The sequence below is a fragment of the Corynebacterium lubricantis DSM 45231 genome, from assembly GCF_000379425.1.
GTDB classification, from domain to species: Bacteria; Actinomycetota; Actinomycetes; order Mycobacteriales; family Mycobacteriaceae; genus Corynebacterium; species Corynebacterium lubricantis.
The window spans coordinates 1-13101 of record NZ_KB902203.1; the positions used below are offsets into that span (position 1 = coordinate 1).

At 59.0% G+C, this 13101-nt stretch carries 11 protein-coding genes and 2 pseudogenes; 7 read left to right on the forward strand and 6 right to left on the reverse strand.

The features are described from left to right. The 3 genes and pseudogenes from A37O_RS16480 to A37O_RS0108045 all read right to left on the reverse strand — a co-directional run. A pseudogene (locus A37O_RS16480) lies at window positions 1-169 on the reverse strand (IS256 family transposase); the annotation flags it as partial. A 106-nt stretch (window positions 170-275) separates the two neighbouring features. Further along, on the reverse strand, window positions 276-2753 hold the full coding sequence (locus A37O_RS0108040; RefSeq protein WP_018296988.1) for a hypothetical protein: 2478 nt from the start codon (window positions 2751-2753) through the stop codon (window positions 276-278). A gap of 169 nt (window positions 2754-2922) precedes the next feature. After that, window positions 2923-3837 (reverse strand): LysR family transcriptional regulator, encoded by a 915-nt coding sequence (locus A37O_RS0108045; protein WP_018296989.1) that lies wholly within the window; start codon window positions 3835-3837, stop codon window positions 2923-2925. A 101-nt stretch (window positions 3838-3938) separates the two neighbouring features. Between A37O_RS0108045 and A37O_RS0108050 the strand changes: the two genes are divergently transcribed. From A37O_RS0108050 to A37O_RS0108060, 3 genes are read left to right on the forward strand one after another with little or no spacing between them, the layout of a single operon-like run. Next, entirely contained in the window at window positions 3939-4991 is a 1053-nt protein-coding gene (locus A37O_RS0108050) for a maleylacetate reductase (RefSeq protein WP_018296990.1), read from the forward strand. A 10-nt stretch (window positions 4992-5001) separates the two neighbouring features. After that, the gene (locus A37O_RS0108055; RefSeq protein ID WP_018296991.1) at window positions 5002-5871 is read left to right on the forward strand and encodes an intradiol ring-cleavage dioxygenase; all 870 of its coding nucleotides are present in this window, start codon (window positions 5002-5004) and stop codon (window positions 5869-5871) included. Between the two features lie 12 nt (window positions 5872-5883). Continuing rightward, entirely contained in the window at window positions 5884-7719 is a 1836-nt protein-coding gene (locus A37O_RS0108060; RefSeq protein ID WP_018296992.1) for an FAD-dependent oxidoreductase, read from the forward strand. Between the two features lie 104 nt (window positions 7720-7823). Here the strand turns inward: A37O_RS0108060 and A37O_RS0108065 are convergent, their stop codons facing one another. Both A37O_RS0108065 and A37O_RS15045 read right to left on the reverse strand, forming a co-directional pair. Beyond that, window positions 7824-10616, reverse strand: coding sequence for an FAD-binding and (Fe-S)-binding domain-containing protein (locus A37O_RS0108065; RefSeq protein ID WP_018296993.1), 2793 nt, complete (start codon window positions 10614-10616; stop codon window positions 7824-7826). 137 nt (window positions 10617-10753) lie between these two features. Continuing rightward, entirely contained in the window at window positions 10754-11095 is a 342-nt protein-coding gene (locus A37O_RS15045; RefSeq protein ID WP_018296994.1) for a hypothetical protein, read from the reverse strand. 37 nt (window positions 11096-11132) lie between these two features. On the opposite strand from A37O_RS15045, the gene A37O_RS15050 reads away from it, so the two are divergent. Genes A37O_RS15050 through A37O_RS16830 form a run of 3 tightly spaced genes read left to right on the forward strand, consistent with a single transcriptional unit; the run spans window position 11133 to window position 12652 of the window. Beyond that, a complete protein-coding gene (locus A37O_RS15050) occupies window positions 11133-11423 on the forward strand; it encodes a hypothetical protein (RefSeq protein ID WP_018296995.1) in 291 nt (96 codons plus the stop codon). 16 nt (window positions 11424-11439) lie between these two features. Beyond that, a complete protein-coding gene (locus A37O_RS16825; protein WP_245533817.1) occupies window positions 11440-12033 on the forward strand; it encodes a hypothetical protein in 594 nt (197 codons plus the stop codon). A 34-nt stretch (window positions 12034-12067) separates the two neighbouring features. Next, entirely contained in the window at window positions 12068-12652 is a 585-nt protein-coding gene (locus A37O_RS16830) for a hypothetical protein (protein WP_018296998.1), read from the forward strand. Here A37O_RS16830 and A37O_RS16485 read toward each other — a convergent pair. After that, a complete protein-coding gene (locus A37O_RS16485; protein WP_156802540.1) occupies window positions 12649-12810 on the reverse strand; it encodes a hypothetical protein in 162 nt (53 codons plus the stop codon). The two genes, A37O_RS16830 and A37O_RS16485, sit on opposite strands and share 4 nt — an antisense overlap. A 149-nt stretch (window positions 12811-12959) precedes the next feature. Here A37O_RS16485 and A37O_RS16490 point away from each other — a divergent pair. Then, window positions 12960-13101, forward strand: a pseudogene (locus A37O_RS16490) (IS256 family transposase); the annotation flags it as partial.

Genomic DNA, 13101 nt, shown 5'->3' on the forward strand with positions numbered 1-13101 from the left:
GGTTGTCACTGGTGGTGCCGTATTCGGCGCCGCAGACCTGGTCGGCTTGGGCGGACAGCAGGAGGTTGATGGTGTCCTGGAGCATCTGGCGCATCAGATCGGGTGAGGCTTGGGCCAGCAGGTCGTCGAGGTATCCGGTGGGGTCGATATGATTGGGCGCGGAGGCCATCGTTGGTGTCCTTTCGAGGATGTGTAGGAGCTGAGTCGAAAGGTACCGCGGTGGTCTCCTTGCTGGTCGGCAGGGGGGGTTCACCAGGCGGTAGCTGTACACCACACTATTGGACGCAACCGGACATGGGTTGGCGGCCAAAGGTAAGGCTTAACGTAGTTCCTTCGAGGACTGCGTTCGTAATGAGTCGTTTTTTAGTGAACGTTGAAAGATGTGCTGGGCCACTGATGGGGCGTTCTCTGGGTACCGTACGCGTACGGTCGTTCACATACCGAAATTCGTGTGACCTCTTGCTACGCGTGTACCAGACGACTCGAACTGAGTGTTCCGAACTATTCTTAATGCGGTCTAGGATCAGCGATGCAGAACATGCCCATTCGTTCCTTGCACCTGTACTGGTAAGGGGAATTGGGCGCGAAGCCTGGATTCCGCGTGCATCGGCAATCTGAATTTCTGGGTCGTGCACCTTGATGGGAAAGCGGACCTTAAATGCACCCGTGGACTCGACCTCGTCAGTACTAATTGTTTGGTGCGCGGTAGACCAAGACGCGACATCGTCGGCAAGCGGAATTTGGAACCGCATCGTCGGCGCAGTAACTGCGACGTCAAGACTGTAGTTATCGTCGTTGCGAAGCCCAACGGGGAAACTACGCTGACCGTTACCGTCCTCGATGGCATGATTGCCTTGAGGCAACTTGATCTTGGAAGATGAAGAATGACGAAACTCAACTGTCGTTCCAGACAACTGAACCTGATTGTTCCCATTGGAATATAGGAAGCGGAATCCACCATTGTCTTTTTGCCGAGAAATATCGATACGAGCTTCTAGGTCTTCAGCCAAAAACAGATTCTTTGACTGGTACTTCAAATCGTTGCGGTAGACATCGACGCGGATCTTTCCGATCCAGGGTTCATCGGCAGCGTCAAGGACAGGAAAAGCCACACCGCGAAGTTCATCTTCTACCTCGTAGGAATCGAGTGCAATTGCCTTGCCAGAGGGGGACTCAACAAAGTAGTCCAAGCGCCATTCATTCGAATCTTCTGGAATAGTTACACGGGGAATTTGATTCAGAACCAGAACGCCTGGGGCACCATAAACATTCTCGAGATGGCAGTCTTCGAAATCCCAAAGAACCCGTGTTTCCCGATTGACCGGCAGACTCTTCGAAAATTTCTGGTCATGCACCCTGATGGATCGAACACTATCCAATTGGATTCTGAGCAGGCGCCAGCCTTTCCAACCGACTACCTCGCCAATAACAGTCGGCGCAGTGGTAGCTGGCGTCGCCGTGATTGTGGCACTCTCACGAACTAAAAAGATCGTCGATTCCCCGTGCAAAGTCGTTTGATCGCGGTGCAACGATCCATCAGCGCGCAAGAGAAGATATGGGCGATCGTCGGAGATTACCGATACTTTGTTGACTTCTTTACCCGCAACAAGTTCTGAAAGGTGCGTAATCGGGGACTGAATAGGAACACGCAGTTCTTCGAACCCACCATGTGTGAAGTTTGCGCGTTGGCGAACCTCTTTAGGGACACTGTCTAAAAGTAGCGTGCGCTCAAAGTCTGAAATGGTAACTGAGTTTCCAGCTGGAATCGCTCCCAATACTGCCTGAGCTTCCAAAAGTTCGAGGTCAAAAGCAATGGTTGGGGCAGTGGCGACTTTGGAGAGTTTGACGCTATCAGGAATTTCAAGCTCAGGAATTGACTCACCAGAGAAGAGCTTTGTCAGCGCTGCGAACGTGGGCTCTGGAAGATTGTGAGTCCCTTCGAAATCAACGACATTTCCCCAGCCACCATGGGCTTCGGAATGCTCATACAATTCAAAAACGCGCTGGAAAATGTCGTTGGCGCGCTGCCGACTAAACGTCACCAGGTTCGAGAGCGACGAAGTTAGTTGGAACTCAGAGTTTCCTTCACCCGCGTTGATCATCGCGGAGGCGAATTCAGTCTCCGAGTTAAAAGGTGAACCAGCCTGTTTCTGACTTTGCAGGCGCTGATGTAAGAAGATGGCATCGCTGGCGGTTAATCCGGCGTGGAGCCTGATTAATGAGACGTAGTCAGTTCCCTTGAGATCGGCATCGTCGAAAGTAGCGAGTTCGAGGGACTGCAGCCAGTTTTTCAGGCGCACACGGATGAAATTGACCAACCAATCAGTGGTGGGAAGCCCCAGCCTGTTGAACCACGAATCCCAAAATGAGCCATCAGGACTCAGCAACGAATGTCCCGTTAGGCCCGTGAGAAGAACTAGATTGTTGTTCTCCAGAATTGGCTTTGCCACATCCGGGTAGGAAATATTCGCGCGCACGGTGTCGGACAAGATTGAGAAGATCTGCTCGTAGCCTTCAGTAGTGACATGCAAATCAGCGATCGTGGTTCGCTTGATGTCTGCTGCAGATTCAATTCGTTGCGCCTTTTCCAGAGGTATGGTGAGCGCTTGCCTTGCTGCTGAAAGCCGACCAGGAGTAGTTTCCTCCTGGTTAGCCAGTAGGAGAGCTGCGTTGACGTCCTGGCTGCCCAGTTCAGGGGTATCGCCCTCTAGTCCGTTTCCGGAAGGGACCTGATTAGCATGCGATCGGCTCATATTCTCACTATTTACTAAAGGAACGACATAGCTGGTACAGGCTTCGCTCAAATGTTCACAAATGGATTGGGACTATTTTAGATGTTGCGGGAAGTTTGTGTGCACTAACTATGAGAAGTCTGTCCCGTGAACCACACCCTCGTCGCAAAGCACCAAACCCCAACCATCCCTAACCCTCCGAGTGTAGCTCCTCCAGCGCGTCCAAAAAGCGCTGGGTAGCAGGTGTAATCGTGCGCTTCTTATTCCAGAACGCCAGCAAGGTCAGAGGAGCGATGTCGTTAGCTAGCGGGTAAATAGACACGCCACGGGGAGCAATCGTCTCCGTGATTTCGGGGACCACGGCAATGCCGGCCTCGGAGGCGACCAGTGGCAAAACGGTCTGCAACGTGGCCACCTGGATTACGCTTTCGGGATAGGTCTCGGGCGCCGCGGCCCACTCGCGCTCGAGGATCTCGGGAAGGCCCTCGAACCAGACGTTGGCCACCGGGATGAGCCACGGATAATCGGTAAGCGAGGACAAACTCAAAGGCCCCTCGCCAAGATTCCAGCCACTCGGCACCGCCACCGCGAGGGGCAGGACCTTGAGAGTGAGCACGTCGAATGTAGAAGTGTGGCGGTCCATAAACGCTGCGGGATTCGAATTCGGGATGATGCCAATATCGGCTCTGCCCTGGTAGATATTGTCGATGCTTTGGGTGGGGTCGGGGTCGTAAATCGTGATCTCGAGCGACGGCGCACCTTCGCGCACGTGATTGATCAGCTCGGCCAGCCCGGACCAGTTGTATTCGGGGGCGATGGAGAGGCGAACGGAGCCGGAAGTGCCGTCGCGAAGTGCGGCTACGGCGTCCTTGGTCTGTTCCAACTGTTCGTCGAGATTTTTGCTGGTCTCGTACACAATCGTGCCCTCAGGAGTAAGGGATACGCCGTGGTGCTCGCGCTTGAGCAGGGTAGCGCCGAACTCTTTTTCAAGCTCGCGCACGGCCAGGCTGAGCGACGGCTGGGTCATGTGCAGGGCCTTGGCCGCAGCCGAAAAGGAACGGTTTTCCACGACGGCGCGGAAGTAGCGCAGTTGGCGATAGTCCATACTGAAAACTTATACCCCTCTCGAAATATTGGTATTCGATTTATACCATCCCCACGGATACTCTCACTTGTAGTGATCTGCATTACAGAGAGGGAGACAACGTGACACAACTTAAATTCAACCATCACCTACTAGAGCAAGTAGTTCGGTTCGGTACCGGCGATGCTGCCACCAACGTCCGCGAGGCCATCGAGGAGCTCGGGGCAAAACGGCCGCTGCTCATCGCCTCCGAGCGAGAGGAAGAACTAGCCAAGCGAGTCACTGGGGGCATCGAGCTCGCGGCGGAATTCAACGACGTGGTCATGCACGTGCCCGTGGAAAAGGCCGAGGAAGCGCGCGCAGCCGCAGCGGAAAACAAAGTGGACGTGCTGATTTCCGTCGGCGGCGGCTCTACCACCGGCCTTGCTAAAGCAGTGGCGCTGACCAGCGGCCTGCCCATTATCGCCGTACCCACCACTTACGCAGGCTCGGAAGCCACGGCCGTGTGGGGCATGACGGAGGACCGCACGAAAACCACCGGCATTGACTCTAAGGTGCTGCCGAAAGTGGTGGTTTATGATTCCGAGCTGCTGGCCACGCTTCCCACCGAGATGACCATCGCCTCTGGCCTCAACGCCATGGCGCACTGCGTGGATTCGCTCTGGGCGCCGAAGGCGGATCCCATTAACCGCGCTCACGCCCTTGAAGGCGCACGGATGTTGCGCGACGGGTTGTCGTCGTTAGTTGAGGCCCAAGGCGCGGACCAAGTGGAAGCCCGCGAGGAAACCCTGGCCGGCTGCTACCTTGCGGCGCTGAGTTTTTCGTCGGCGGGCTCCGGCCTGCACCACAAGATCTGCCACGTGCTCGGCGGAACTTTTAATCTGCCGCACGCCGAAACGCATGCGATCGTGCTGCCGAATGTGCTGCGTTTCAATGCCGCGGCGGGGGAGCGCGCGCACGTTGACCGCCTGGCCGAGGTCTTCGGCACCGATGCAGTCGAGGGCCTCGAGGACCTCTATGAGCGCATCGGAGCGCCTCGTCACCTGGCCGAGATCGGCTTTAAGGAATCGGATATTCCGGAGGCCGTTGAGCGCATCGTCGCCGTGGCGCCCAAAGACAACCCGGTCGAAGTCACCGCAGAAAACATCACTGAGCTGCTGAAGAACGCGCTTTAAGGAGAAAACCATGGATCAACAAGCTATCGAACAAGACGTCACCGAACGCGTTCTCAATTCTTTCGAGAACACCGAGGACCCGCGCCTGAAGCAGGTCATGCAATCGCTGACCACGCACCTGCACGCCTTCATCCGCGACGTGCGCCTCACCGAGGAAGAGTGGGACAAGGCCATCGCCTTCCTCACCGATTGTGGGCACATTACCGACGACAAACGCCAAGAATTCGTCCTGCTTTCCGACGTCCTCGGCGCCTCCATGATGACCATCGCCGTGAACAACGAGGCCTACGGCGACGCCACCGAGGCCACCGTCTTCGGCCCCTTCTTCGTCGACGACGCTCCGCAAATCGAGTATGGAGGCGACATCTCCGGCGGCATGTCGGGCCAGCCCTGCTGGGTGGAAGGCACAGTCAAGGACACCGAGGGCAACCCGGTCGCGGGTGCGCGCATCGACGTGTGGGAGGCCGACGACGACGGCTTCTACGACGTCCAATACGAAGGCCAGGAAGCCGCGGGTAGGGCATGGTTGCTTAGCGACGACGAGGGGCGCTACGGATTCTGGGGCCTGACGCCCACCCCTTACCCGATTCCTCACGACGGCCCAGTAGGCAAAATGTTGCAGGCCACGGGCCGATCTCCAGTCCGCGCGGCACACCTGCACTTCATGGTGGACGCGCCGGGGCTTCGTCGACTAGTAACTCACATCTTCGTCGACGGCGACCCGCAGCTCGAGATCGGCGACTCCGTGTTCGGTGTGAAGGACTCGCTAATCAAGAAGTTCGAGCAACAAGACGCATCCACTCCCACCCCTGACGGCCGCCAGCTCGACCGCGACTGGGCCCGCACCACCTTCGACATCGTCCTCGCCCCACAGAACTGACTGGAGAAAACCATGACTACGCCATCTACTTCGTTTCAACCTGGTGATATCACTACCGATGTTCTGATCGTCGGCTCCGGGCCCTCGGGCTCGTCGGCGGCGCTCTTTCTCGCGTCCTACGGTATTGACCACGTGGTGGTGAGCAAGTACTCGAACACCGCGAACACACCGCGCGCCCACATTACGAACCAGCGCACCGTTGAAATTATGCGCGACATGGGTATCGAGGAGGACACGAAGGCGATTTCCACTCCGCACGAGATGATCGGCGAGACCGTATTCTGCACCGCTATCGCGGGCGAGGAATTCGGACGCCTGCGTTCCTGGGGCACGCACCCGCAGCGCCACGCGGATTACGAGATGGCCTCGCCCTCGATGAACTGCGACATTCCGCAGACCCGCTTCGAGCCGCTGCTCGTGCGCACCGCCATGTCGCGTGGCTCCAAGTTCCGCTGGTCCACCGAGTTCCTCGCGGTGGTGCAAGACGACGAAGGCGTGCACACCCTCGTGCGCGATCGGCTCTCCGATTCCACGTACACCATCCACTCCAAGTACATGATTGGCGCCGATGGCGGACGCTCCCAGGTGGCTTCGCAGATTGGGCTGCCGCTCTCCGGCGCGATGGGCAAGTCCGGCTCCATGAATATTTGGTGCGACATGGATCTGACCGAATACTGCGAGAATCGCCAGTCCACCCTCTACTGGGTGCTGCAGCCGGGCGCGTCCGTCGGCGGCATTGGCCTGGGCCTCGTGCGCATGGTCGAGCCATGGAACCAGTGGCTTGTGACCTGGGGCTACGACATCAACGGCGAGCCTCCAGTGCTTAACGACGAATCCGCTGCCGACATCGTCCGCGGCCTCGTTGGCCTGCCCGACTTAGAGATTAAGGTCCGTGACTACTCCCTGTGGACCGTCAACGAGGTCTACGCGGAGCAGAACTCCAAGGGCCGCGTGTTCTGCGTCGGCGATGCCGTGCACCGCCATCCGCCAAGCAACGGGTTGGGCTCCAACACCTCGGTGGGCGATTCCTACAACCTGGCGTGGAAGCTGGCGATGGTGCTGCGTGGCCAAGCCGGCCCTGAGCTTTTGGAAACCTATAACGACGAGCGCGTCCCCGTTGCCCGCCAGATTGTGCGCCGCGCTAACAAGTCGATCGACGAGTTCGGTCAGATCTTCTCGGCGCTTGGGCTTGAGGAGGGCGCGAGTGATGCTGAATTGCGTGAAGCTATGGATGTGCGCAAGGAAAACAGCGCGCGAGGCGAGGAGAGCCGGGCTCAGCTTCGTAGTGCCCTTGAGCTGAAGAACTACGAGTTCAACGCGCTTGGTGTGGAACTGGGCCAGCGCTACCAGTCGGGGGCGGTGAAATCTGACGGTACTGCTGAGCCTGTTAATGAGCGCGATCCCGAGCTCTACTACCAGGCCACCACTTGGCCGGGTGCGCGCCTGCCACATGCGTGGGTTGCGAACACCAGCGTTGCGGGTGCGCCGCGTCGCTCCATCTTCGACCTTTGCGGGCGTGGCCTATTTACCGTGCTGACCGGTAACAACGGTACCGCGTGGGTGGATGCCGCGCGCCGGGTCAGTTCAGAATTGGGTTACGAAGTCCGCGTGCACCAGATCGGCCCGGGCCAGGAATTCGACGATCTTTACGACGACTGGGCCCGCCAGCGCGAGGTCTCCGACTCCGGCATGGTGCTGGTTCGACCAGACCTGCACGTAGCGTTCCGCGCCCAGGATGATTCGGGTGATCCTTACGCAGTGCTTTTGTCGGCGCTGCGAGACGTCACGTTCGCTGCTTCGGCGGGGGAGAACGTGAGCACGGGGATCTCGCGCATGGATCACTGGTGATGCTGCGCGGTTGGTCGATTTTGGAATCGACCACACTGAAATAATGCCTGGGATATCAGACCTAAAGGGGCCTTTGAACCCGGTTGGTTGATTCTAAATCTGTGCTAACCCCGCGTCGCCAACTCCACCAGCTCCAGCACGTGCTTGTACTCCTGCCCGGTCGCCCGGGTCATGCCGAGTTCGCAGGTGCGGTTGGTGGATACGTAGTAGTCAGTAGAGAATTCAGCCACGCGGGTAGCCTCCAACTGGGTTGCAGAGGCAGTGAGTTCCGGGTGCAGCATTCCGCGGTCGCCGGCGTAGCCGCAGCAGCCCCAGTTTTCCGGCACATGCACCTCGTTGGCGGCGAACGAAGCCAGAGCAAGGGTGTCATCGTGAAGCGATAAATGCTCCCCTGAACAGGTCGGATGCACGGTGACAGTGCCCACGGGCGAACCCGATAAAAGAGGTATAAGCGAATCCGCGGTGAAGCTGATGGCGTCCATGACGGGGATACCCACCGCCTCGAGGGTGTGCACGAAGCCCTGGGTGCACGAGGAGGCGTCGGTGATGACGGGCAGCCGGCCGCCGTCGGTGGACTCGGTCAGGGTCGAGATGACCTTCCGCTCCATCGTGGAAAGCCCCCGCCGCATGCCTTTCGACGACCAGGTGGTCCCGCAGCACAGCTCGTCGATAATGTCGGGGACGATCATGGACACCCCGGCGCGCTCCAAAAGCGAGACGAACGCGTCCGAGACTCCCGAGCCGAACATCGAGTTCACGCAGGCAGGAACGTAAACGCCAACGGGTGCCGCGAAGCGATTGCCCACCACCTGCCCGAACCGCGAGCGCCTCTGACCGCCCTTCGGTAACTCGGACTGGTACTGCGGAAAGGTCTCGGTGCCTGCAAGCGAGCGTGCAACATCGGTGACCTTGCGCACCAGCGACTCGGGCATGATGTACGCACTCGACAGTGCGAGCGAGGCAGCGCGATTGACCGGCGCCCAATTCTTCGCCGCTGCATCCCAGGCACGTTCCTGCGCCGGCTTCGCAGAATCCGCGCGTAAATTCTTCACGAACTCGCCCGTATCAATATTCACCGGACACGCCACCGCACACATCGAATCGGCGGCGCAGGTCTGCACGCCCCAGTACTCGTAGTCGCGGTCCAACTCTTTCGCGGCCGCGGTATCGCCGGAGTCCAGCGCCCGAGCACGAGCTCGCCTGACGACGATGCGCTGCCGCGGAGTCAGCGTAAGATCTCGCGACGGGCACGAGGACTCACAGAATCCGCACTCGACGCACTTTTCAATCTCGGGCTCCACCTCGGGCAGCAGCTTGATGTCCTTCAGGTGCGACTCCTTATCCTCCGACAGAATCACCCCGGGATTCATGGTGAAGGTCGGGTCGGCCGCGCGCTTGAGCTCCCACATCACTTGGTAGAGCTCGGTGCCGAATTGCTTCTCGACGAAGGGCGCCATCGCCCGCCCCGTGCCATGCTCCGCCTTGAGGTTGCCACCTACGCCAAGGACCAGATCGACCATGCCTTCGTGAAAGTCCTCGAAGCGGCGCATGGAATCACTGTTATCAAAGCGATCCGACAACATGAAGTGAATGTTGCCGTCCTTGGCGTGGCCGAAGATGACGGCGTCGTCGTAGCTATGCGAGGCGAAGAGGTCCTGCAGTTCGGCGCACGCATCGGCGAGCTTGGTCACGGGTACCGCCACGTCCTCGAGCAGGGCAGTGGTGCCTTTTGGCCGCGCGCCTGCGACCTGCGCGTAGAGGCCCTTGCGGAAGCTCCACGCCTCGGCGGCGCTGGCCTTGTCAGTGGAAAATGTGGCAGGCCGCATGAGGGAGTGCTCTTGCAGGATCCGCTCGCCGACTGCCTCCAAGTGGGTGAGTTTTTCCTGCTCATCGGTGTGGTATTCGATGAGCAGTGCGGCTTCCTCGTTGACCTCGAAGCCCGCGATCGCTTGGGGTGCCCCGGCGAAGGTTTGGCCGCGTTTGATGGAGGCGGAGTCCATAAGTTCAAGCGTTGCGGCGCCTGATTCGACGAGACCGGGGAGGGTGCGCGTTGCGCTATCAAGCGAATTGAACACTGCCAGCGACGTTGTGACCAGCGGTGCCACCGGAATCGTCCGGAAGATTGCCTCCGCGACGAACGCAAGCGTGCCCTCCGAACCGATGATGAGGTGCTCGAGGATTTTCAGCGGCCGATCATGATCGATGAACGAATTCATGCCGTAGCCCATCGTGTTTTTGATGCTGTACAGCTTTTCAATCCGCGCCCGGGAGTCGGCATTGCCGCGCACGCGCTCGCGCAGTTCTTCTAGCTTTGTAGCGAGGTGTGGTTCCAGGGTGCGCAGTTTCTCGTCGGCATCGGTGTCGGCGGTGTTGATGACCGTGCCGGACGGCAACACGAACGTCATCGACTCGATGGTTTGGTACGTATTGAGCGCGGTGCCGCAGAACATGCCAGAGGAATTATTGGCGATAACCCCGCCGATCGTCGCTCCGATTTCCGACGCCGGGTCCGGCCCGATCTTGTAGCCGTAGAGGCCAAGGCGTGCGTTGACGTGGCGCACCGTCGCGCCGGGCTGGACCTTGACGCGCTTGCCGCCGTCGAGGACGTCGATGCCGCGGAAGTGCCTGCGGGTGTCCACCAGGATGCCCTCGCCGGAGGCCTGGCCCGAGAGGGAAGTGCCGCCCGAGCGCAGCGTGACCGGCGTGTTTGTGTTCTTGGCGGCGCGGAAGACTGCTGCGACGTCCTCGGCACTGCGGGCGGTGACCACGGCTTCGGGCACGTGGAAGAAGTGCGAGGCGTCGGAGGCATAGGCGGCGCGTTTGATTAATTGCGTGCTGACAGCTTCTTCTGAGCCCAATTCATTCGCAAGGGAAGTAGTCAGTTCGCTGCTGGTCATCGGGAGCCTCGTTTCCGTCGCGCTATTCGTCGGTTTGTGCCTTGCGTCACAGCCTAGTTCGCCCGAGGTACCTCTGTGGCTTGTTTCACATTTGGGCCGTGCGATCGTGTAATAAACGAAGGCTAATTTTGTATTAACTAAGTACTATCGGATTTCACATTCTTGCTTGAATTACCCACCGAGCTCAAGGAGACTTCGATGCGTACTGCACAATCCATGCTGTTTGTACTTGGCTCGGTGGGGATCCTCGCCCTGAGCGCTTGTTCGGCATATGACTCCGGTGGAAGTTCGGAGTCAACGACCTCGACGACACAGGTGACAACCTCGGCGAGCGCGAGTGCTTCCGCGGCACCCTCGTCGACTGCGCAACCGAGTACGACTGAAGCTCCTACGTCAGCTCCTGTGACGTCGGAACAACCGTCCGAAACTACATCTTCCGAGGTCCCCAGCACGACGCAAACCAGTACGACAAACGACACCGGGGCATTGCCTTACGGACCCTTCGAACCTGGTGACATGACAATCATCAACGGTGAACCTGCCAGAGTTTGTATTTTCGGTGACGGTTGGGGCACGAATGTTTGGGCCGCAGGACCGAACACGAGCTGCAAGTTTGTGGTGGCGACTCATCACACGCTTGTCGAAGGCCAAAATGCTACCGAGAACAATATCCGTGACTTCTTGCGCAGCCCCATCAATGTGCAAAGTCCTGTCACCGGCGAATACTACGACCTGACGTGCGCGCCGGAAAGCGCGGAGCTGTTCGCGTGCCGAGGCGGTAATGATGCGGTGATCTACTTCTACTAAGTGAAAGGGGAGTTCGATGCGTACCGCACAATCCATGCTGTTTGCATTTGGCTCCGTGGCAGTTCTTGCCTTGGGTGGCTGCTCGGCTTATGGGTCGGGAGGTGGCTCGGAGGCGTCTTCGTCGACAAGCGAAACTGCGAGTGCGAGCCCCTCGGTGCCTGCAACCCCAAGCCACAGCCAACCTTCAGCCACGCAACCGACTTCCGAGCCTCCTGCCTCGTCTGAGCAGACGACACCACCTGCGACAGAACCCACAACACCGCCGCAAAGTGGCGGCCAAAGCCCATTGCCTCGCGGCAGCGAGATCATTCCCGGTGCCCAGATGCCGATTGGAAGCGACCAGGCGACTGTCTGCGTCAACGGCGATGGCTGGGGGATGAACGTCATCGCGGTCAATGCGAACACCAGCTGCGAATTCGCTTATGAGGTCAGCGACGGCATGGTCGGGAATCTTAACGCCACCCAAGACAATATCCGTGGCCATTTGCCGAAATCCTTCCAAGCGACAAGTCCTGTGACCGGCCAAACGTACGACATGACCTGCACCAAGGAAAACTACGAGCTCATCGCGTGCCGAGGCGGCAATAACGCGGTGGTGTACTTCTACTAGATTCGAGGCGATCTAAATGTGAGCTGCGCATTCGATGTTGTTCGTTCTGGGCTCTGCGGCGATCCTCGCTGTGGGCGGCTGCTCGGCCTACAGTTCCGGCGGGACTGAGGAGATGTCGGCGTCGTCGACACGCGTGACGACGAGTGCGAGCCCCTCGGTGCCCGCTACCGAAAGCCAAAGTCAGGTGCCAACCGAGGCGCCGCCTACCGAGGCGCCTGCGACTCAGGCTCCACCCGCTGAGGTCTCAGCGGAAGCCCCTCCGACTGAACCGCTACCGAGTGAGACTCAACCTGCTATGCCCGACGTGGTGGATGCCGTTCCAGGTGATCAGTTGATGATCGGAAACGAGCTGGTGACCGTCTGCGGAACTCAGGGCGGCTGGGGATTGAATGTCCTGGCGGTTAATGCCAACACCTCATGCGATTTCGGTTTCGACATTGCGGATAGGTTGATCGAGGACATCTATTCAACTAAGGACAATGTCCGAGGCTATCTGCCACAAACCTTTTCAATCTGGAGTTCGGTGACAGGCGGGACGTACGAAATGACCTGTGTTAACCAGACCGAAGCGCTCATTGCGTGCCGTGGCGGGAACAACGCTGCGGCGTACTTCTACTAACCCTTCCGTGGCCACGGCCGCCCGCGCCGGGCTTCTGCGCCTTCGTTGAATCTGCGGAACAGTCGGGTGAACGTTTCTACTTCTTCGTCGGTCCAGTCTTTGGTGGATTCGGCGTATCCGGCGCTGCGTTCGCTGAGTTCCTTGTGCAGTTCCTGCAATCCCTTTTCGGTGGGGCGGTGCAGTTTTGGTTGCGTCCAATAGTGTGGTGTACAGCTACCGCCTGGTGAACCCCCCCTGCCGACCAGCAAGGAGACCACCGCGGTACCTTTCGACTCAGCTCCTACACATCCTCGAAAGGACACCAACGATGGCCTCCGCGCCCAATCATATCGACCCCACCGGATACCTCGACGACCTGCTGGCCCAAGCCTCACCCGATCTGATGCGCCAGATGCTCCAGGACACCATCAACCTCCTGCTGTCCGCCCAAGCCGACCAGGTCTGCGGCG